General features: G+C 72.4%; 18 protein-coding genes and 1 riboswitch. Of the genes, 7 read left to right on the top strand and 11 right to left on the bottom strand.

The features are described 5' to 3' along the window. Positions 1 to 27 precede the first annotated feature (27 nt). The 3 genes from LP52_RS09260 to LP52_RS09270 form a co-directional block, all read right to left on the bottom strand. Positions 28 to 372, bottom strand: coding sequence for an AtuA-related protein (locus tag LP52_RS09260; protein ID WP_040272492.1), 345 nt, complete (start codon positions 370 to 372; stop codon positions 28 to 30). After that, complete coding sequence (locus LP52_RS09265) at positions 369 to 1,706, bottom strand: acyclic terpene utilization AtuA family protein (RefSeq protein WP_040272494.1); 1,338 nt, start codon at positions 1,704 to 1,706, stop codon at positions 369 to 371. The genes LP52_RS09260 and LP52_RS09265 overlap by 4 nt, the downstream gene beginning before the upstream one ends. Before the next feature lie 94 nt (positions 1,707 to 1,800). Beyond that, positions 1,801 to 3,219, bottom strand: coding sequence for a CitMHS family transporter (locus LP52_RS09270; RefSeq protein WP_040272495.1), 1,419 nt, complete (start codon positions 3,217 to 3,219; stop codon positions 1,801 to 1,803). A gap of 125 nt (positions 3,220 to 3,344) precedes the next feature. Here LP52_RS09270 and LP52_RS09275 point away from each other — a divergent pair, with 125 nt between their 5' ends. After that, positions 3,345 to 4,271: a LysR family transcriptional regulator gene (locus LP52_RS09275; protein WP_040272496.1), complete on the top strand. Its 927-nt coding sequence runs from the start codon at positions 3,345 to 3,347 to the stop codon at positions 4,269 to 4,271. A 741-nt stretch (positions 4,272 to 5,012) separates the two neighbouring features. Continuing rightward, the gene (locus tag LP52_RS09280; RefSeq protein ID WP_052809641.1) at positions 5,013 to 5,834 is read left to right on the top strand and encodes an SAM-dependent methyltransferase; all 822 of its coding nucleotides are present in this window, start codon (positions 5,013 to 5,015) and stop codon (positions 5,832 to 5,834) included. A gap of 137 nt (positions 5,835 to 5,971) precedes the next feature. Here the strand turns inward: LP52_RS09280 and LP52_RS09285 are convergent, their stop codons facing one another. The 6 genes from LP52_RS09285 to LP52_RS09310 form a co-directional block, all read right to left on the bottom strand. Further along, positions 5,972 to 6,775, bottom strand: a complete 804-nt coding sequence (locus LP52_RS09285; protein WP_040272498.1) for an ABC transporter ATP-binding protein — start codon at positions 6,773 to 6,775, stop codon at positions 5,972 to 5,974. Then, positions 6,772 to 7,827, bottom strand: a complete 1,056-nt coding sequence (locus tag LP52_RS09290; RefSeq protein WP_040272499.1) for a FecCD family ABC transporter permease — start codon at positions 7,825 to 7,827, stop codon at positions 6,772 to 6,774. The genes LP52_RS09285 and LP52_RS09290 overlap by 4 nt, the downstream gene beginning before the upstream one ends. After that, complete coding sequence (locus LP52_RS09295; protein WP_238580807.1) at positions 7,824 to 8,903, bottom strand: FecCD family ABC transporter permease; 1,080 nt, start codon at positions 8,901 to 8,903, stop codon at positions 7,824 to 7,826. Before LP52_RS09295 ends, LP52_RS09290 begins: the two co-directional genes overlap by 4 nt. Before the next feature lie 2 nt (positions 8,904 to 8,905). Continuing rightward, positions 8,906 to 9,961 (bottom strand): ABC transporter substrate-binding protein, encoded by a 1,056-nt coding sequence (locus LP52_RS09300; RefSeq protein ID WP_238580808.1) that lies wholly within the window; start codon positions 9,959 to 9,961, stop codon positions 8,906 to 8,908. 20 nt (positions 9,962 to 9,981) lie between these two features. After that, a riboswitch (cobalamin riboswitch) is annotated at positions 9,982 to 10,167 on the bottom strand. Between the two features lie 73 nt (positions 10,168 to 10,240). Next, entirely contained in the window at positions 10,241 to 11,827 is a 1,587-nt protein-coding gene (locus LP52_RS09305; RefSeq protein ID WP_040272501.1) for a sodium:solute symporter family transporter, read from the bottom strand. A 9-nt stretch (positions 11,828 to 11,836) separates the two neighbouring features. Then, positions 11,837 to 12,331, bottom strand: coding sequence for a universal stress protein (locus LP52_RS09310; RefSeq protein ID WP_084723053.1), 495 nt, complete (start codon positions 12,329 to 12,331; stop codon positions 11,837 to 11,839). 854 nt (positions 12,332 to 13,185) lie between these two features. Here LP52_RS09310 and LP52_RS09315 point away from each other — a divergent pair. Continuing rightward, a complete protein-coding gene (locus LP52_RS09315; protein WP_040272503.1) occupies positions 13,186 to 13,599 on the top strand; it encodes a hypothetical protein in 414 nt (137 codons plus the stop codon). Between the two features lie 119 nt (positions 13,600 to 13,718). On the opposite strand, the gene LP52_RS09320 is transcribed toward LP52_RS09315, so the two are convergent. Next, a complete protein-coding gene (locus LP52_RS09320; protein WP_040272590.1) occupies positions 13,719 to 14,564 on the bottom strand; it encodes a siderophore-interacting protein in 846 nt (281 codons plus the stop codon). 354 nt (positions 14,565 to 14,918) lie between these two features. Here LP52_RS09320 and LP52_RS09325 point away from each other — a divergent pair, with 354 nt between their 5' ends. From LP52_RS09325 to LP52_RS09340, 4 genes are all read left to right on the top strand, one after another. Further along, positions 14,919 to 16,526: an MFS transporter gene (locus LP52_RS09325; RefSeq protein WP_052809642.1), complete on the top strand. Its 1,608-nt coding sequence runs from the start codon at positions 14,919 to 14,921 to the stop codon at positions 16,524 to 16,526. A 289-nt stretch (positions 16,527 to 16,815) separates the two neighbouring features. Beyond that, on the top strand, positions 16,816 to 17,202 hold the full coding sequence (locus LP52_RS09330) for a VOC family protein (RefSeq protein ID WP_040272505.1): 387 nt from the start codon (positions 16,816 to 16,818) through the stop codon (positions 17,200 to 17,202). A gap of 331 nt (positions 17,203 to 17,533) precedes the next feature. Further along, positions 17,534 to 18,559: an FkbM family methyltransferase gene (locus LP52_RS09335; RefSeq protein WP_052809643.1), complete on the top strand. Its 1,026-nt coding sequence runs from the start codon at positions 17,534 to 17,536 to the stop codon at positions 18,557 to 18,559. Between the two features lie 258 nt (positions 18,560 to 18,817). Next, entirely contained in the window at positions 18,818 to 19,978 is a 1,161-nt protein-coding gene (locus LP52_RS09340) for an MFS transporter (protein ID WP_338011633.1), read from the top strand. Between the two features lie 74 nt (positions 19,979 to 20,052). Here the strand turns inward: LP52_RS09340 and LP52_RS09345 are convergent, their stop codons facing one another. Beyond that, a complete protein-coding gene (locus LP52_RS09345) occupies positions 20,053 to 21,246 on the bottom strand; it encodes an FAD-dependent monooxygenase (protein WP_040272507.1) in 1,194 nt (397 codons plus the stop codon). Between the last annotated feature and the right edge of the window lie 134 nt (positions 21,247 to 21,380).

Genomic DNA, 21,380 nt, shown 5'->3' on the forward strand with positions numbered 1-21,380 from the left:
AGCGCCGGTCGGCCGAGGGCCGGGCGGTTATGCGCCACCGGTGGCGGGCGCGCCCTCGTCGGCGACCTCGAACTCCAACTCCAGCAGCGCCGAACTCAGGCTCTTGCCGTGGGCGTCAAGGAACAGGGAGGTGGTGACCGTGTCGTCGGCTGCCCGGGGGCAGACGAAGATCAGCGCCGGGAGGTTGTCCAGCCGGTGGCGGACCACGTCGCCCGCGATGCGCTCCGCCAGGTGATCGGCGACCCGCTCCGGGGTCAGCGCAGAACACAGCAGCGGGTACCGGGCAGGCTCGTAGGGGATCACCGCGACGGTGATCAGGTTGCCCTTGTCCCCCGCCCGGGCGTGGGCGAGGTCGTACAGCCGGATGTTCATTCCGCAGCGTTCCCCTCGAAGACGACGACGCCTGTCTCCACCCGCTCGCGCGGAACGGTCGTGGAGAGCACACCCACCACCTCGGTGGTGCCCACACGCAGCCCGCCGCCGCCCGCGGGACCGGAGGTGTACAGGGCGCTCACCTCCTCCCCCACCGCCTCGGCCGCCGCCTGGCTGCCCGCCAGTCCCGCGACGCGCAGGCGGCACTCGTAGGGTTGGGCGCCCTCGGCCAGCGCTTCGCCGTGCAGCGCGCTGTGCCCGACGACGTCGGCCCGCAGCCGCGGCAGCGCATCGCCGAGCCGCTCGCGCACGATCTCGGCGGCCAGCCGGGCCCGGTCGAGCGCGCCGCGGCCGGCGTAGGAGATCTCCCCTTCGCCGCGGAAACCCGCCCGGTAGCCGACGCTGACTTTCAGCTCCTGGGGACGGTTCCGGCCGCGCGCGCCGCGTACGGCGACCCGGTCGCCCCCATGGTCACTCACCTCCACCGCACTGATGTCCAGCGACACGTCGGGCGTCAGGTAGGCGCGCGGATCGGTGACCTCGTAGGTGAGCTGCTCGGCCACGGTCATCCGGTCCACCCGGCCCCCGGTGCCGGGCGGCTTGGTGATGACGGCGCCGCCCTGCCGGCCCACTTCGGCGATCGGATAGCCCAGCCGCGCCAGGCCGGGCACCGGTTTGCGCCCCGGGTCGGCGAAGTAGCCCCCGGTGACCTGCCCGGCGCATTCCAGCAGGTGACCCACGAGTGTGCCCGCGGCCATCCGCTCCCAGTCGTCGGCCTCCCAATCCAGGAGGTGGGCCAGCGGCGCCAGGAACAGGGAGGGGTCGGCCGCCCGTCCGGCGATCACCACGGGCGCCGGCCCCCGCAGCGCCGGAAGCAGCGCATCGGCGCCGATGTAGGCGTTGGCCGAGACGATCTCGCCGTGGGACTCCAGCGGCGCACCGTCCTCCCAGGCCGGGGCCGACAGGTCGACGCGGTCCAGCACGTCGTCGCCGGTGACCGCCGCGGCCGTGGTGGGCACGCCCAGTTCCGCGCCCAGAGCCCGCACCATGCGGGCGGCCTCGACGGGGTCGGCGGCGCCGGCGTTGGTGACCAGGCGGGTGCCGGTGCGGTTCAGCGGTTCCAGCAGCGCCGACATGCGCTTGCGCAGCATGGGGTCGTAGCCGCCGCGCGGGTCCGACAGTTTGCGCAGCGCGGCCAGCGAGACGGTGCGCTCGCCCAGGCACTCCAGGGCGATGACGTCCAGTCCCCCGCGGTCGACCAGGTCGACCGCGGGTTCGATCCGGTCGGCGGCGAACCCCGCGCCGCAGCCGATCCGGGCTTGTGTGCTGCTCACGTGTCCGTGTTCCCCCGTCGGTCGTCGTGGTGGTGGGCCGCCGCCTGCCGTTGCGGTGCCGAAGCCGGCTCCGCTGCCGGGTTTCGCGTCGGTGTCACCCCGTCCACAGCGGGATGGCGCCGGTCAGCGCGGCGGCGGCCAGCACGATGATGCCCACCAGCCACGCCCAGGGCAGCAGGAAGCGGATGTGGCGGCCGATCGAGACACCCGCCAGTCCCGTGAGGAGGTAGAAGGACCCGGTGAGCGGGCTGATGGGAAAGCCGACCGTCTCCTCGCCCGTGATGGAGGCCTGGGCGATGGCGCTCGCGGGCACGCCGAAGGTGTCGCCGACGGCGGTGAGCACCGGCATCACCGCGAAGTAGTAGGCGTCGGGGCCGAAGAGCAGGCTCAGCGGCACGGCGAACACTCCGACCACCAGTGGGAGCGCCGGACCGACGGCGTCGGGCATGGCGCCGGTGAGCGCCGTGGCCATCGCGTCGATCATGCCGCTTTCCTCCATGACGCCGAGGAAGACCCCCGCCGCCAGCAGCGTGCTGGCCATCAGGACGGCGCCTTGGGCGTGGGCGTTGATGCGGTCGGTCTGGGCCTTGAGGCCGGTGTAGTTCAGCGGCAGCGCGAGCACCAGGGCGAGCATGAACACCAGCTCGGGCGGCAGCAGACCGGAGATCAGCACCGCGACGGTGGCCGCGGTGAGGGTGACGTTGATCCAGAACAGCCGCGGGCGGCGCAGCGCGGCCTCTTCGGCGGAGAGTTCTCCACCGCTGTCGGCGGGCGCGGCGGCTTCGTCGCTGTCCTGCTCGCCGGCCGCGGCCGGGTCGGTGTCGCGGGTGCCGTCCGCTGCCTCTTCGCCGGAGCCTCCGGCGGGCGCCTTCGCGGGCCGGCGGTCCGCCGGGGCCGAGGCGAGGCGGGTCTTCTCCCTGCGTCCCAGCAGATAGGCGACGGCCAGGCAGGCGGCGATCCCCGTCAGCTGGGCCGGGATGAGCGGGGCCCACAGGGCGTTGGCGTCGATTCCGGTCGCCGAGGCGGCGCGGGCGGTGGGGCCGCCCCAGGGCATCATGTTCATGATCCCCGCGCCCAGGCCGGTCAGCGCCGCCAGCACCAGTCGGCGCATCCCCAGGGCGTCGTAAAGCGGCAGCATGGCCGGGACCGTGATGAGGAAGGTGGTCGCGCCGGCGCCGTCGAGGTGCGTGAGCATAGCGAGCACCACGGTGGCAAGCGCGATGGTCACCGGGTTGCGGCCGGCGAAGCCCAGGACGCGACGCACCACGGGGTCGAAGAGCCCGGCGTCGCGCATCACGCCGAAATAGAGGATGGCGAAGACGAACATCGCGGTGGTGCCGGCGACGCCGGAGATCCCGGTCGCGGCGAACTCGCCGATCTCGGCCGGGGAGAAGCCGGCGATCAGTGCCGCGGCCACCGGCGCCCCGACGAGCGCGACGACGGCCGAGACGCGGTTGGACAAAAGGAGTGCCAGTACGGTCGCGATGGCCGCGAACCCCGTTGCGGTGAGCATGTGGACGATCCTTTGCGCAGGCGGCCGGGGGGTGAAGTGCCTCACGTGGCGCTGGCCGCTCATGCTTTCAACGTCTGCGGTTGCGCGTCCAACATCGATCCGGCAAGGATCTATGCTCGGGGTGCATGGATCTGACCTTTCGTCAACTGCGCGTCTACGCCGCCGTGGCCCGCGCGGAGAGCTTCACCGCCGCTGCGACGGAGCTGCGGGTGGCGCAATCGTCGCTCAGCCGCACCGTGCTGGAGCTGGAACGCACCTTGGGCGTGCGGCTGTTCGACCGCACCACCCGGCGGATGCGCCGCACGCCCGAGGGCGAGCAGCTGCTGGAGTCGGCCGAACGCGTTCTGGCCGCTCACCGCGCGGAGATGGCCGCGCTGGAGCACTACCTGGCGGGCGAGCGCGGCGTGGTGACCATCGCGACGCTGCCCTCGGTCGCCGCGGCGCTGCTGCCGCCGGTCATCGCACGGTTCCGCGAGCAGCGGCCCGACATCGCGGTGCGCATCCTCGACGGGATGTCGGAGACCGCCCTGGAGAGGCTCGCCTCGGGCGAGGCCGATCTGGCCATCACGGCCGCACAAGGGCTGCCCGAGGGTCTGCGCGCCCGTCCTCTGGCCGAGGACCGATTCTTCGCGGTGCTGCCTCCCGCCCACGCGCTGGCCGGAGAGGCCGAACTGGGCTGGGCCGACTTCAGTGGCGAGCAGTTCATCGCCGTGGGCGCCGACTCCAGTGTGCGGGCCGGCACCGACCGCGCCTTCGCCGAGGCGGCCGTGCGTCCCGCGGGCGTCACCGAGGCGGGCAACGTCTCCACGGTGGGCGGCCTGCTGGCGGCGGGCCTGGGCGTCTCGGCGATGCCGGCGCTGGTCGAGGTGCTGATGAGCTTCGCCGACTACGTTCGCCTCCCGCTGGTCCGTCCGGTTCTGGACCGGCGGCTCAGCGTGGTGCTGCCGCGCGAACGCCGCGTACCCCCGCCCGCCCGCGGCTTTCTGGACTGCCTGCGCGGCCTGCGCGAGGAGCACCACCCGCTTCCGGCCGACGTGCGCTGGGTGGGCTGAGCCCTTCGCGCAGGCGCGCCCCGCTCGCCTGGGAGCGGGGCCGCGGGACCGGAGGCGCAAGCGTCGCTGAGCGCAGCGGAGGGCGGCGGAGGGCGCCGGAGGCAACGCCCTCGGCGGACGGGTACACGGACCGGCACGGACCACGCGGGGGCGGACCCGCTGCGGCGAGGGCCCGGCAGGTCATAGGCCCGCGCCGCAGCGGTCACACGGACCTCACCGGGCGTGGAACCGCACCACGTTGTCGTCGCGGTCGAACACGCCGTAGAAGGCCCAGTTGCGGTATCCGCCGTCGCCCTTGCGCACGAATTCGCCGGAGCCGCTGAACACGACCCCAAAATGGAGCGGATCCTAAAACCCCACGTCGCCGTTGGCAACCCGCGGAGAATCGATTCCTTGTGTGTCGGCGGTCACCGCCCGCCCCATCGCTTTTCCGACACCGAAGGCCGCTGGAATCGCATCGACCCAGCGCACGCCGATTCAACGGGAGAACCGCAGCAGATCCACGCCGCCATGCATTCTCATGAACTCCTGTGAAACGGCATCCAGCCCCATTGATTGCACCGAGGGCCGTGTCCAGCGAAAAGGTGGTGACGGTGCGACGGCAGTGTCCGATCAGTACCGACCACCGCTTCTAGGTCGTAGGGTGACTGTTCGGATACATCGTGCGGCGGCCTCGGACACCCCCGGGACCGCGGCCGCGCCGGTCTCCCCTGTTCGCCCCTCGCCTGCTGAGAAGGACCGATGAACGCCGACACCCCCTCGCCGGAACCCGAGCGCGGGCCCGCCCCCACCTCCATCGACACGTCCGTCCCCCACTCCGCCCGCGTCTGGAACTACTGGCTGGGCGGCAAGGACAACTACGCCGCCGACCGCGAAGCCGGCGACCAGTTCCTGCAGAACTTCCCCGAGGTGCCCGCCTTCGCCCGCCAAGGCCGCGGATTCCTCATGCGCGCGATCACCTACCTCGTCCGCGACGCCGGCATCCGGCAGTTCCTGGACCTGGGCACCGGCATGCCCACAGCCGACAACACCCACGAGGTGGCCCAGGCCCATGCGCCGGAGTGCACCGTCGTCTACGTCGACAACGACCCGCTGGTCCTGACCCACGCCCACGCTCTGCTGGTCGGCACCCCCGAAGGCACGACCGACTACATCCACGCCGACATCCGCGACCCCGAAACGATCATCGCCGCCGCCCGCGAGCGCCTCGACTTCGACCGGCCCCTCGCCCTCGTCCTCATGGGCGTCCTGGGCCACATCGACGCCGAGGAGGTCCCCCGTATCGTCCGCACCCTCGTGGACGCGCTGCCCAGCGGCAGCTACCTGGCGATGTGGGACGGCACCGACACCGACCCCGGCGTCATGGCCGCCCTGGAGGAGTACAACACCAACGCGCCGCTGCCCTACCGGCACCGGAGCCCCGAGTGGATCACGGCCCTGTTCGACGGCCTCGAAATCGTCGACCCCGGCCTGGTCCCCTGCCCCCGTTGGCGTCCCAACTCCCCGGAGGTGGGCACCTGGGCTGATGCCCCCTCCCTCGCCGGAGTCGCCCGCAAACCCTAGGAACACGCGCCCCGGCCGTCGTTCCGCCCCGGGGCGGAACGACGGCCGGGGACGGGACGCGACGCAGGACCGGCGCCGCTCCGCACACGTCCGCTCACGAATCCGCCCGCGTGCCGCCGATCACCACCCGCGCCGCATCACCGCCGCGGCCGTGGGAGCACGATCGGAGTCCCGGTGAGCGGATCGCTGATCACCACGCACGGCAGCGAGAACACCGACTCCACGGTCTCGGCGGTGACGACCTCCGAAGGCGGTCCCTGCGCGGCGATCGCGCCGTCCTTCATGACGACGAGGTGGTCGGCGTAGCGGCCGGCGAGGTCGAGATCGTGCAGGACGAGCACGATCGTGCGGCCGGATCGCGTGTCGACGTCGGTGAGCAGTTCCAGCACGTCGATCTGGTGGGCCAGGTCCAAGTAGGTCGTCGGCTCGTCGAGGAGCATCACGTCGGGGTCCTGCGCGAGCGCCAATGCGATCCACGCCCGCTGCCGCTGGCCTCCCGAGAGCTCGTCGAGCGGCCGGTCGGCGAGCTCGGTCACGCCGGTCGCGGCCATCGCCGCGGAGACCGCCTCGGCGTCGGCGTCGCTGAACTGGCGGAACCACCGCTGGTGCGGGTGGCGCCCTCGCGCGATGAGGTCGGCGGCGGTGATTCCGTCCGGGGCCACGGGTTGCTGCGGAAGCATTCCCAGCTGCCGGGCCAGGCTTCTGGCGGGCAAGCGTGAGACGTCGGTGCCCGCCAGCAGCACGGCACCGCCTCGGGGCCGCAGCAGACGGGCGAGCCCACGCAGCAGAGTCGTCTTCCCGCACCCGTTCGGCCCGACGATCGCCGTGACCCTCTCCGGCGGCAGAGCCACCGATACCTCGTCGACGACCAGCCCCGTTCGGTAGCCGAGGCTGAGGTCGGCGGCGGTCAGCGTGGGCGTCGCTGCTGGAGCGCGGGTCATCCTGTATGTCCGATCCGGTTGGCGCGGGCGAGAAGGTACAGCAGCACCGGTGCTCCGAGTACCCCGGTCATCACTCCTACGGGCAGCTCCGCCGGGGTGAACAGCAGCCGGGCGGCGAGGTCGCAGACGACGACGAGCAGGGCGCCGAGCGCCGCGGTGGGCGCGAGGGCGGCACCGTGGCCCGGCAGCAGCCTGCGGACGATCTGCGGCGCCACGAGTGCGACGAATCCGATGGGACCGGCCGCCGCCGTCGCCATCGCGGCAAGCACCACGGCGACGGCCACCAGGGCCAGCCTGCTGCCGGCCGCGTTCCTGGACAGCATCGTGGCGAGTTCGTCGCCGAGTTCGAGCAGCCGCACCTGGCGGGCCAGTACGACCAGTACGGGCACGGCGACCGCGAGCGTGGTGGCGATGACCGCGACATGCAGTCCGTCGCGGTTGGCGAGGCTTCCGGTGAGCCACGCGGCCGCGGCAAGCACGCGATGGTAGTCCGCCCGGGTCAGCAGGAAGGACACGGCCGAGGTCAGCATGGCCGCGACGCCGATACCGACCAGCACGAGCCGGTAGCCGCTCAGTCCGCGCTTGGCGGACAGCGCGAAGATCGCCGCGGCGGTCGCCGCGGCCCCCACCAGCGCGCCGACGACGGTGTGCAGTCCCGTCCCGCCGAACACGGTGATAACCGTCAGGGCACCGAGGGCGGCTCCGGAGTTGACGCCGATCACGTCCGGGCTGACGAGGGGGTTGGCGGCGATCCGCTGCAGGATCGCCCCCGAGAGCGCGAAGGCCGCTCCGACCCCGAGGCCGGTGACGGCACGCGGCAGCCGGTTCCGCACGACCACGTCGTACTCGATGAGCGTGCCGCCCTCGCCCAGCACCCGCAGCACGCCGGTGACCCCGATGTCGAACTGGCCCAGGGTCAGCGACAGCACGGCCGCGCCGCCGGCGAGCAGCCAGGTGATCGCCGACAGGACCGTCGACCTGCGCCCGAGCCGGAACACGACGGCGGCCCGCGGGCTCCGCAGGAGGAGCGCGTCGCGGCCTGCGGGGATCACAGTCGGGCCACCTTCCGCTTGCGGACCAGGTGGATGAAGAACGGGGCGCCGAGCAACCCCGTGACGATGCCCACCTGCAGCTGCTCGGGGCGGATGAGCACCCTGCCCAGCACGTCGGCCAGTACGAGCACGGTCGGCGCCAGCACAGCGCACCAGGGCATGATCCACCGGTAGTCCGGTCCCGTCAGCGCTCGCGCGATGTGGGGGACCACGAGACCGACGAAGGAGATCGGACCGGCGATCGCCGTGGCGGCTCCCGCCAGCAGCACCACCGCGAGGACGGCCAGCACCCGTGTCGCCGTCAGCCGTGTGCCGAGGCTGCGGGCCATGTCCTCGCCGAGGGCGACCGTGTTCAGGTCGCGGCCGACCATCGCCGCCAGGCAGAGGCCGAACAGCGTAGCGGGGGCGACGGCGGCCAGGTCGCCGGTGTCGGCGCGGGTGAGCGAACCGACGGTCCAGAAGCGGAAGTCGTTGAGCGCGGAGGTGTCGAGGAGGGTCACGGCCGTGGTCGCGGACCCGACCATGGCGCTGAGCGCGGCACCGGCCAATGCGAGCTTGACCGGCGTCGCGCCGCCGGCGCCCAGCGAACCGAGGGTGTAGACGAAGGCCGCCGCCAGTGCGGCTCCGGCGAAGGAGAACCACAGGTAACCGGTCAGGGAGGTGACGTGGAGGACCGACATGGCCACCACGACCGCGAACGCCGCCCCGGCGTTGACGCCGAGGATCCCCGGTCCCGCCAGGGGGTTGCGTGTCAGTCCCTGCATGACAGCGCCCGCGACGCCGAGCCCGATCCCGGCCAGCACCCCGGTGGCGGTTCTGGGCACGCGTACGTGCCACACGATCCGGTCGGCTTCACCGCCGGCAGGCGCGGTCAGGGCGGAAACCGTGTCGGCGAGGGACACGGCGTAGTTGCCCGCGAGAATCGACAGCGCGCACGCGGCCGCCAGCAGCAGACCGGCGAGGGCCAAACCGGCCGTTCTTCCGGCTCCGCCGGAGAACAGGCCCCCGCCGGTCTCGGTGCGCGGGATGCGGCCGGTCCTGCGCTCGGTCCGGAGAAGGGCTGTCGCACCGGCCACGGCTAATGCTCGACCAGGTCCGGATGGATCCGGGAGGCCACGAGCTCGATGCTGTGCGCCGCCCGGACCCCGGCCGCCCGGTCGGCGAACAGGAACGGGTGGACATCGCCCTGGGCGACGGCCGTGACACCCTCCAGCGCCGGATTCGAGGTGATCGCCTCCACGTCGCTCCGGGCGTCCTGCTCGGTCATCCCGGCGTCGCAGCAGGTGCTGGTGAGGATGACATCGGGATCGCGTTCGACGATCTCCTCCACCCCGACCTCGATGTTGCGCTTCCCGGTCAGGTCCGCGAAGGCGTTGGTGCCGCCCGCGTGCTCGATGACCCGCGTACTGAAGTCGATTCCGCCCGCCACCCGGAAGCCGCCGTCGTCGTCGGGGGCCACGATCGCCACGGTCGGCCGCTCGGCCCCCTCCACCTGTGCCTCCACGGCGGCGATGCGCTCCCGCATGTCGCCGATCACCTGTTCGGCCCTGTCCTGGGCGCCGAAGAGCGCGCCGAGGTCGCGCAGGTCCCGGTAGACGCTGTCGACCGTGACCGATGCCGGGTCGATCGCCCGGTCGGTCAGCCCGTCCTCACTGGGGCACAGCGGGCTCAGGATCCAGCTCCGCACGCCGAGTTCGCGCAGGCTCGCGCGGGTGCCGACCGAGCGGTCGGAGCTGTTCTCGGCGAAGAACCCGTTGAATCCGGAGATCACGAAGTCGGGCTCGGTCTCCAGCAGACCCTCCCTGCTCGGGAGGGTGGGCACGTAGTCGGCCTCGGCCTGCTCGTCGGCGTACGCGGGCAGCACCTCGGCGTCCAGGAACGCGGTACCCACCAGGCGGTCGCTGAGGCCGAGGGCGTGGGCGACCTCGATACCGGGCTGGTACGCGGCGTAGACGCGCTCGGGCGGCTCCTCGACGGCGACGTCGATGCCGCAGTTGGTGCGGGTGACGGCGTCCTCCCCCGCCGGTCGCTCGGGGGCGGGAGCGCCGCAGCCGGCGAGCAGGAAGACGCCGGCGAGCGCGAACGCGGTGCGGGGCGAGCATGATGACGCGCGGGTCATGGGCGAGACCGCCATTTCCAGGTCCTCGTGGAATCGGGTCGTGCAGTGCCGTGGCCGGTCTCCTGGCTGACGGGTCAAAAACGCGCCGTGTCCTGCCTTCCCAGGGCTTCGGCCCCAGTGGCTCGTTCACCGAACGAACGACACAGCGCTCCCGATCACAGTGGCGAGGGCCGCACCGGTTTCACACCGGATTCCCGCACACCACGGCACCGTCGACGCTAGCACGGGCCTGGACGCCGTCATCGCCGGGGACCGCTCCGCGCTACGGTCCCCGGCGTCCGCCGCGGCGTCGGCTCAGACGAACGGAAGCACGGAGCCGACGGTGGCCAGACCCAGCAGCAGGGCGAGCACGCGGTAGTTCTTGTACCAGGGCGTGCCGGCGAGTTCGGCGGACTCGCGGTGCCAGGTCTCCCGGCTCCAGGTGAGCTCGGCGGTCTTCGCCGGTGGCGGGTCGGTGGCCAGAGTGATGACCACGAACACGACGAGGCTGAGGGCGAACATGATCCCGGTGGCGTAGAGGAACTGGATGTCGAACAGCCCGAAGACCTCGCCGGCGAAGAAAGCCGCCAGCCCGAACGGGACGACGGCCAGGGTCCAGAAGCCCGCCGCTGTGGAGGCGCGCCTCCAGAAAAGGCCGCCCAGCAGCACCACGACCAGCGGCATCGTCACGTATCCCAGGAACGACTGGAAGTAGGCGACGATGCCGCTGAAGGTCGTGATCACCGGTGCCCACAGGGCCGCGACCACCATGAAGACACCGACGAGCATCCGCCCGATGCCCAGCAGCTGCCGTTCGGTGAATTCGCGTTTGCTCTGCTTGATGAAGTCGTTGACGACGAGGCTGGCGGCACCGTTGAGCACCGAGTCCAGGGTGGACATCAGCGCGAACACCAGGGCCGCGAACACCACGCCGCGCACTCCCACGGGCAGGTACTCGAATACCAGCGCCGGCCAGATCATGTCGGTGTTGGGGATCTCGCCCTGGTCGTAGATGCCGCGGCCGAGGACTCCGGGAAAGATCAAGAGGACCAGCACGGGCAGTTGCAGCGTACCGGCGAACAGTGCTCCCCAGCGCCCGTGGTCGATGTTCTTGGCCGCGAGGACCCGCTGGACGACGATGTGGTTGGTGACCCACACGTAGAACGACAGCCAGATCGCGCCGGTGAAGATGCCCGGCCAGGGCAGGAAATCGTCGTCGGCGGGCGGCGCCACCGTGAATCCGCCCTCAGGCGCCAGTTCGGGCAGCGCCGCCCAGTCGAACCCGAACTCCGCGAAGACGGCCGTGAAGACCACACCGCCGGCGATGAACAGCACGACACCTTGGATGGTGTCGGTGACCATGACCGATTTCAGCCCGCCGACCAGGACATATCCGCCGCCCAGCAGCGCGATCAGCGCGATGTGCACGCCCAGCGGAACCTGGGGGAACAGCAGCGACAGGACCAGCGATCCGGCGAACATCGCACCGGCGCTGTCCAGGAGCATGGTCGTGACGACGGTGAAGGCCGAGAACGCGTATCGGGCCCGCCGGTCGTAGCGCCGTTCGAGGAACTCCGGAACGGTGGTGATCTTCGATTGCAGGTAGAAGGGCAGGATCAGCAGGGCGAAGACGAGCAGCACAAGCGTGGCCACCCACTCGAAGTTCCACACGGAGATTCCCGTCTGGAACCCGGCCCCCGCCAGCCCCAGGTACTGGGTGCCGCTGAACTGTGTTGCGAAGAGCGAGAATCCCACGACCGGCCACACCATCGTGCGCCCGGCGAGGAAGTAGCTCTCGGTACCCTTCTGCTTGCGTCCGACCCAGATGGCGATGCCCACCATGGCGATCACGAACGTCACAATGACGAGCACATCGATCGGGCCGAGCTGAAAATCCGGCATCCCTGGCTCCTACCGCTGGTCGCCGTGTCCCGGGGCACTGGTGGTTCGCACCTGTGGTCGGGCTTGTTCCGAGTGGATTATCAGCACCGAGCACGGCGCGTCGCGCGCGAGTGACACGGACAGATCACCCAGTGCGTAGCGCTGGCTGGGACTTCGCCCGCGAGCGCCGACCACCAGCAGGCCGGCGCCGAGTTCCGCTGCGGCTTCGATGACCGTCGCTTCGACCCGCCGGCCCATCCGCACCCATGCCTGATCGAGATCCAGGCCTTTGGCTGACGCTTCCCGGACGCGGCGGTCGACGAGCGACTGCCCTTCGGTGCGCAGCCGCTCGATATGGGGTGTGGAGACCGTGGTGCCGACCACACTGGGTTGCAACGACTTGGAGTGCACGAGCGACAACGAGCTTTCGGTCGCCCGCGCCAATTCCACGGCCGCTTCCATCGCCCGGTCCGATTCGGGTGAACCGTCGTCGGCGACGAGGATCGCTGTGGGAAACGAAGCCATCGGGGAACCTCCCATCCTGGGCACGGCAACCGGTTGGCACAGTCGCGGCGCTGGACACGCGGGGCGCTGAGTCGGCTGTTCGGGTCCTTCGGTGCCGTCCGGCGACACGAGCACGGACCGGGCCCGTTCCGCCGTCCGGCCGACCGGGGCCGCTGCCGTATGCGGTGGCGCAGCGGCCGACGGCGGCGACCGGACGCGGTCCAGCCCGGCGCCCCGGCTTCAGAAGCCGACCGTGCACCGCGCCGGTACCCGCCCTTGCTGTTCGCCGGCGCCGGCCCGCGGTCGCTTCTGTGGCCGTGGCTGTGGATTTGAACGAACTGCCGCGCGCATGGCGTCCACTCCGCATCCCCCTGTCCCCGGCGTAGCCGGCGCCCTGGTCCGCACAGGCAACGTGCCGACGATGACTCGCTGTTCTGGAGGCGCTATCCGACCGGCCTCCGGCGAAACAGGCCGATTCCCGTTTTCCCGGAGCCCCACGAATTCCACGGTTCCCGATGGTCGACTCTGATTCGCCCGGATCCGCCTGCCCTCGCCCGCGGAATCCCGCACGGCGGTCCCGACCACGGCTGGAGCCGGCGGCGGCCCCGCGGACGCGCGGATACCGCGCGGAGCCGGTCGAGGGCGCCGAAGCCGGGCGGCCTCCGATCCACACCCTCCCGGAGGGTTCCGCACAGTACGGGTGACCGGCGCTCCGCAGGACACGAGGTGGTCCGCACGGTCAGGACCCTGGAGCCGTCCGGCCGGGCAACCGCCGGAGGCCGTCGCCGCCCCGGAGTCCACGGCGCCGCGTTCCAATCGAGCGGCCGCGGCGGGCGCGGACTCCCGCCCCCGTTCGGCCCTGGCACACTGACCGCATGGGAGAAGCCGACTTCACCGCAGCGTGCGCCGAGGTCGAGCGTCTGCACCGGGTCCTGCAGGGGTGGCTGTCGGGCACCGTCCCCCACTCCGCCGAGGAGTTCGCGGCGTTCTCCGACTCCCACTCGCCGGAGTTCACGCTGATCACCGGTGACGGTGCGGAGCTGACACGCGACCGGGTCATGGGCGCCGTGCGCAGTTCGCACGGGTCCGCGGCGCGACTGCGGATCCGGACACACGGCACCCGGCTCGTGGCCGCGGACGCACGCCTGCTCGTGGCAGCGTTCAGCGAACAGCACAGCGGCACCCCGGATGCGTGTTCACGCCGCTGCACCGCCGTGTTGGAGCGCGACCCGAGCGCGCCGCACGGACCGCGGTGGCGACACCTCCAGGAGACCTGCGTTCAGGATTGAGGCCGCCCGTCGGCATCGGCGGCCCCGTGCGCGGCGACGGCCGCCGCTACCGCACAGCGGACGGTCGAACCGCATGCATCGCCGCGCCCGGCGCCCCAGGTGCGGCCCGGCCCGGCCGCTCAGCCCACGGCGGCTTCCTGTTCGGCTTCGACCTCGCGGTTCCATTCGCGCTTGGCGGACTGCCACCCGTCCTCGTTCAGGCCCAGGCGCCAATAACCCGAGACGGACAACCGCTCGCGGTCGACTCCCCGCTCGGTGCGCAGCAGCCGCCGCAGCTCCTTGACGAAGCCCGCCTCACCGTGCACGAACGCCTGGACGTCGCCGGGCGGGAACTCCAGCCCCGCCACCGCGCGCACCAGTGGCGCGCCCACGCCCTCGGAGCCCCGGTGCAGCCAGGTGATCGAGGCGTCGGCGGCGGTCTCCAGCGTCTGCTCCTCCTGCGGCCCGGCGACTTCGACGAACGCATGCGCCCGCGCGCCGCGCGGCAGGTGCTCCAGCGCGGCCGCGATCGCCGGCAGCGCGCTCTCGTCACCGGCCAGCAGGTGCCAGTCCGCCGAGGGGTCGGGTGCGTAGCCCCCGCCGGGCCCGGAGAAATACAGGTCGTCGCCCGGCCGGGCGGCCGCGGCCCACGGTCCCGCGATCCCCTTGTCGCCGTGGTAGACGAAGTCGAGGCTCAGCTCGCACTCGTGGGGGTCCCAGCGGCGCACGGTGTAGGTGCGCATGACCGGCCATCGCTCGCGCGGCTGCTCCTCGCGGATGCGCTGCGGGTCGAAGGGCTCGGGGTAGGCGCCTCCGTCGGGAGGGAACAGCAGCTTGACGTAGTGGTCGGTACAGCCGCCCAGGGCGAAGTCCTCAAGACCCGGCCCGCCCAGAACGATCCGGATCATGTGCGGGGTGAGCGGTTCGACCCGCCGCACCTGGGCGCGCCGGGCGCGGGGGTTCTTGCGGCCAGGGCGTTCTGCCATGGTGGTTCCTTCCTCGCCGTTGCTGCCGAAGCGGCCCCGCGCGTGCCGACGCGGGCCGGGGCTCTCGGCTGAGTCGATGGGGTCAAGCGTCCCAGACCAGGACCGCGCCCCCGCGCCCGCGGTCGGCGGCAGCGCCACACCCGGCCGCTCGGCGGCGGCGGTGACGTCGCCCCCCACCTCGGTCTCCGCGCCGCGTCCGCCGGTTCCCGCCCCGGCACCGCGGCCGGGCCGCTGATCCGACGCACGTGGCGCAGACCACATACGAGCCGGGGATCCATGCGATGAGTTCTCCGGCGGCTCCCGGTCTCCCCTGCGACGAACACACGTTCGTCGGCCACCACGGAGGGACCCGACATGGACACCACCGCAGCGACCGGAACGGCACTACGGGCCGGACGGCGGGAATGGCTGGGGCTGGCGGTGCTCGCGCTGCCGACGCTGCTCCTCTCGCTCGACATGAGCGTGCTGCACCTGGCCCTGCCGCACCTCGCGGCCGACCTGCGCCCGAGCAGCAGCGAACTGCTGTGGATCATGGACGTCTACGGATTCATGATCGCCGGGTTCCTGATCACCATGGGCACGGTCGGCGACCGTATCGGGCGTCGGCGGCTGCTGCTGATCGGCGCTGCGGCCTTCGGCGTCGCCTCGATCGCCGCCGCATACTCGACGACCCCGGCCATGCTCATCGCCACCCGCACCGTGCTCGGCGTCGCCGGCGCCACCCTGATGCCCTCGACTCTGGCGCTGATCAGCAACATGTTCCACGACCCGCGCCAGCGGGCGAGCGCGATCGCGGTGTGGGCGAGCTGCTTCATGGGCGGCACCGCCGTCGGCCCGGTCGTGGGGGGCCTGATGCTGGAGTGGTTCTGGTGGGGATCGGTGTTCCTGCTCGGCGTGCCCGTCATGGTGCTGCTGCTGATCACCGCGCCGCTGCTGCTTCCCGAACACCGCGATCCCGGCGCCGGGCGCCTGGACCTGTTCAGCGTCGCGCTCTCTCTGGCGGCGATCCTGCCCGTCGTCTACGGGCTCAAGGAGGTCGCCGCAGACGGCCCGAGCCCGATCGCGTTCGCGGCGATCGCGGCGGGTGCCGTGATCGGTGCGGTCTTCGCGCACCGGCAGCTGCGCATGGCCGATCCGCTCCTGGACCTGCGCCTGTTCGCCGACCGCGGTTTCACCACCGGGCTGGGCGTGATGATGCTCAGCGGGGTGGCGATGGGCGGCATGTTCCTGCTCATGTCGCAGTACCTGCAGCTCGTCGCGGGCCTCACCGCGCTGAAGGCCGGGCTGTGGCTGGTGCCGCCGTCCGTCCTGATGATCACCGGCACCATGCTGGGGCCCTGGGCGGCCCGCAAGGTCGGCAGCGGAAACGTCATCGGCGGCGGCATGGTACTGGCCGCCGCCGGGCTCCTCCTGCTGACACAGGTCGGCACCGCGGACGGTACGGCGCTGATGCTCGCGGGCCTGGCGGCGGCGTCCTTGGGACTGGGGCCGGGCGCGGCTCTGGTGACCGACGTGGTCGTCGGCGCGGCACCGCCGGAGAAGGCCGGATCGGCGGCGTCGATGTCCGAGACCAGCGGAGAGTTCGGCATCGCCATGGGGGTGGCGCTGCTGGGCAGCCTGAGCACCGCCGTCTACCGCGCCGGTGTCGCGGTTCCCGACGGCGTGCCGGCCGAGGCCGCGGCGGCCTCGCGCGACAGCCTGGCGTCGGCGGTCGCCGCCGCTGCGGAGCTGCCCGCCGACACCGCCGCCCGACTGCTCGTGCCCGCGCGCGAGGCCTTCGTCCTGGGACTGAACTCCGCTGCGGTCGTGGGCGCCGTCGTCATGGGCGTCTTCGGCGCGGTGGCGATCGTGCTGCTGCGCCCCGGACGCTCGGCCGCCCCCGAATCCGTCGGGACAACCGAAGCCCCGGCCGCTCGACCCGACCCGCGCACCCCTGTCGACGAGGCCGCATCGACCACGTGACTCGGGCGGCCGTCCCCGTCGGGGCCTGATCGTTGTCGGGACACTCCTCCGCTTCCGGCCGACCGGCCGGGTCCGCGCGCGGCGCACCGGGGAGCCGACGGCACGTGGACACCGGCCGGTCGATCGGGACGTCTCCGGTACCGCTCTCGGCTCGCAGCTCGGACGGCGCGTCGCTCGCCCGGCCGATGCGCTGCTCCCGGTCGCACGCCACGCGGGTCGCCTCGACGTCGAACGCCGCGGTTAACGTGGTGCCTTCGGCTGCCTTGCGATGTGACCGGGAGATCCTGACATGACCAGTAAGTTCACCGAGCTTGCGATCGACTGTGCCGATCCCGGCGCTTTAGCCCGGTTCTGGTGCGCGGTCCTGGACTACGAGGTGCGAGAAGAGGACGACGGGATCGTCATGATCGGTTCCCCGGCGGTGCCTGAAGGCAAGGACCGCCGCGGCCCGGTGCCGCCGATGCTGACCTTCGCGCGCGTACCCGAGGGCAAGAGCGCCAAGAACAGGCTCCACATCGACGTCAACCCGACCGACAGGGAGCAGGACGAAGAGGTCCGCCGCCTGCTCGACCTGGGCGCTCGGCACGCCGACGTCGGCGAAGGCGATGAAAGCTGGGTGGTACTCGCCGACCCGGAGGGCAACGAGTTCTGCGTCCTCGCGAGCCGCCACCCCTGATCGACACCGCACACCCCGCCGGGCCCACGTCCGATCGCCTACACCGCCGATCCGCGTCCGGCGTGTTCCTCGACGCCGATTCACCGGGTGGGATCCCTCACATCCCGGCCTCGCGTGCCGGCGGACGCCGGCACGCTCCCGTCCCCTACAGGGGCACGTCGGCTCGGGTGCACGTGGACGGCCGGTGACGCGTCGGTGACTCGTCACCGAAGCCCGCCGCACCTCCCGCACGCCGCCGAACGCCTTCGGCCACACTGGGCGTGGTGCTCCTGTGGCGCCGCCCATCCCGAGCGGCCGACATCTCGGCACACCGGACTCCTGGGGGTTACCTGTGGTTGCGAACCGACTGCGCGGCTTCGTGCGGCGCCATCCGACGGCCCGCAAGGCGGCGCGGAGACTCCGCGCCTTCCTTGCGCCAGGCCTCGGCGGGACCGGCCGGCCCCAGCCGCCACCGCCGCCCCCCGCACCGGCACCGGCCCCTCCGCCGACGCGCACCTTCGAACTGGCCCTCCCCCACCACGGCAACACACCGCCCGGCGCCCCGGCGACCCTGTCCTTCTCCACCCCCGCCCGACTCTGGGTACCGCGCAAACTCCAAAAACACGGCCTCGCCGGCTTCGAACCCGACACCCTCGCCTGCTTCCTCGCCGCCCTGGAGCACGCCCGCCCCGGAGCCGTCCTCGACATCGGCGCCAACGTCGGCCTGTACGGCCTCCTCGCCGCCGCGCACTCCCCCCGTCCCGTCTACGCCTTCGAACCCACCCCCCACGTCGCCGCCGCCGCCCGCAGCCTCGCAGCGGCCAACCACCTGCCCGTGAACGTGGTGGAACTCGCGCTGGCCGACCGCACCGGCAGCGCCGAACTGTCGCTGTCCACCAAGTCCGACGCCTCCAACTCCCTCGCCGCGGGCTTCCGCCCCGGATCCGACCGCATCCAGGTCCAGGCCGACACCCTCACGCACTGGTGCGAGCACACCGCCACAGCACCGGCCGTCGTCAAAATCGACACCGAGACCACCGAACCCGACGTCGTCGCCGGCGGACTCGACGTGCTGCGCGCCTCCCGCCCGTGGATCCTCTGCGAAGTCCTGCCCGGCCACGGCGTCGACACGCGCCTGACCGAGCTGCTGCGGCCCCTCGACTACACCTGGCACCACCTGAACGGAGAACTGCCCGCACCGGCACACCCCGCCATCGACGGCCACGGCGCCGCCCCCCACCAGCGCATGTGGCTCTTCGCCCCGCACCCGCCGACCGAGGCCCTCTGGCAACGCGCCCGCGAATGGCGCCACGCCCTACGCCACTGCACACCAGCCGGCGAAGAGGCCCCGCAGAGCCACCCTCACCCCGAGACCTGACCCCGGTGGCAACCCGTGCCCGGTGCCGGTCAGCGCCCCGCATGGCCGCGGTCGGCCATCGGCGGCTTGCGGACACGGATTCCGCACGCACGAGGCCCGCATCTACGATGGCGCCCGGCGATGAGCGTCGCGTACCCGCCCTCCGGGACGATGCGGCCCTCTCCGCCCCTGAGGTCCGCCTAGCCCGTCGGAAGCGGGGTGCCGATGGCCGCCCGCGCGTTGCCGTCTTCGTTCCGCTGACTGCTGGGCGGAAGCGCGCTGGTCAAGCTGGGGGGCGGTATCCAGGCGGCGGCACTGCCGCTGCTGGCCGCCGCCACGACCGCCGACCCGGGCCTGGTGGCCGGGGTGACCGCGGCTGGGCTGCTGCCGTGGCTGCTGGTGGGCATCCCAGCGGGGGCCTTGGTGGACCGCCTCAACCGCGGTGTCCTCATCGTGGTCTGCGACCTCGCCCGACTCGGCCTTCTTTCCGCCCTCGGTACGGCGGTGGCGTTCGGCCACGCCACGATCTGGCTGGTTTATACCGTGGCCTTCCTCGGCGGGGTCGGCCAGACGTTCCGCGACACAGCCGCATCCACGCTCGTTCCCGAGTTGGTCGAACCCCAGCAGCGCGATCGGGCCAACGGCTGGCTGACCAATGTCCGCAACGCGGGCGACGAACTGGTCGGGCCCCCGCTCGGCGGTTACCTGTTCGGTGTGGCCGCCGCCCTGCCCTTCGTACTCAACGCCGGGCTGCTCGCGGCGGGCACGGCCCTGATCTGCACGCTGCCGCTGCTGTTCAGGCCACGCCCGGGAAAACGGCGTCGACGCCGCCTGCGCGCCGACATCGCGACCGGTGTGGGCTGGCTGGCACGGCACCGCCGCCTGCGTGCGGTGGTCGCGCTCGGCGGGGTGCTGGCCTTCACCGACGCCGCATGGTTCGCGGTCCTCGTCCTCTACGTCCGCGACACGCTGGGCCTGCCGGAGGCGGCCTTCGGTGTGCTGCTGAGTGTGGGCGCCGTCGGCGGGCTGCTCGGCGGCTTCGGCGCGGAGTTCGTCGCCCGGCGGGTGGGAGCGGGCCCCGCTCTCCTCGGGGCTGCGGGCGTGGCCGCCGCCTGCCAGCTCGCGTTGGGGCTGACCGCGTCGTCAGCGGTCGCCGCTGCGTGTCTGGCTGTGAGCAGTTGCGTGTTCAGCATCTTCCTGGTCGTCAGCGCGACGCTCCTGCAGACGCTGACACCGGACCGGCTCTACGGACGGATCGTCAGCGCCAACCGCACCCTGGTTTCGGGTATGGAACCGCTGGGGGCGCTGTCCGGAGGTCTCGCGGCCTCCGCGTGGGGGCTTCGCGCGCCGTTTCTGCTGGGCGTCCCCCTGGTGTGTCTCGCCCTCGTACTCAGCGTCCGGGTACTGGGCTCCGCGGGAACGCCACCCGCCGACCGGTGAAGCGCCCCCGGCATAGGGATGCCGTTCCGCCCTGACGTCGGCCGCGCATCACCGTCTCGGCTGCCACGCCCCGGCTACTTCGGAGGGGTCCAGCTCATGATGGAGCCACCGGCTCCTTTGGCGGCGAGGGCGCCGGGGATGAGGCGCAGGGCGGTGTTGCGGGCGGACTGGCGCCATCCGCCGCCCAGGTCGGCACCGAAGCGGGCGAGCTGCACGGCTCGGCGGGCGATGGCCCGGCACCGGGGCCTGCGCGTCCGATCGTAGGCGGCCATTGCGGGGGCCATCGCACCGCCCGCTGCGACCGGAGCCGCGACCAGCCGCCCGACGCATATGCCGTCCTCCAGCGCGGTCGCCGCGCCCTGGCCCACGGTCGGCAGCGCGGCGTGGGCCGCATCTCCCACCATCACGACGCGCCCGACGGTGTACGTGGGCAGCCCACCCGGCAGGTGGTAGACGTCGTGGCGCATCAACCGGTCGGCGGCGGTCGCATCGATCATGGCCGGAACGCGCGGGGCCCAGTCCCCGAAGCGCTGCAGCGCGGCGTCCTTCTCATCGGCGAAGGAAGCGCCCTCGGGATGCTGGAAATAGCCGTACCAGTAGACCTCGGTATCGCTGACGCGCAGCGCGCCGAACTCCGCGCTCGGGCCCCACATCTCCGCGAGTCCGCCGTCCGTGGTCGTGTCGGGGACGACCGCGCGCCAACTGGTGGCGCCGCTGTAGCGCGGGTGCACATCGGGGAACAGCCCGTTGCGGACAGCGCTCCAGATCCCGTCCGCGCCCACCACCAGGTCCGACGCGGCGCTGTGCGTAGTGCCGCCCGATTCCCAGGTCACCTCGGCGGGTCCGCCGTCCGCGGCGCCCGGTCGGACTCCGGTGACCGCCGCGCCGGTGAGGAGTTCGGCGCCCACCGTCTCGGCGGCCCCGCGCAGGGCGGCGTGCAAGCGCTTTCGATGCGATCCCAGGATCGTGGTCACCGAGCGGACGTCGTCCCGTTCGCCGGGCACCCGCAGCAGCCATCGGCCGTGCATGTCCTGCAGGCCGGTGGCCGGCGTCTCGTAGCCGAGCGCGTCGACGGCGTGGTCGTCGAAGCCCAGGGCCTTGAAGGCGGCCACCCCGTTGCGCGTGAGGGCCACGCCCGCTCCGACCTCGCCGAAGGCCGACGCCCGCTCCAGAACCCGGGTGCGCCATCCCGCCTGCTCCAGTGCCACGGCGGCGGCGAGTCCCGCGATCCCTCCGCCGACCACCGTCGCCGTCAGACGCTCTGCCATCGCCCCCTCTTCCCGTCGATCACGGTCCCGGCACGTGCCAGTATCCGCCCGCCCCGGCCGAGCCCTCGGCCGGGGCGGGCGAACCGGGACCTCGGCAGGCGGGGCGTGCGCGCCGGCGTCCTGACGGCGGGTGT

It is taken from the genome of Streptomonospora alba, assembly GCF_000826685.1.
GTDB lineage: Bacteria > Actinomycetota > Actinomycetes > Streptosporangiales > Streptosporangiaceae > Streptomonospora > Streptomonospora alba.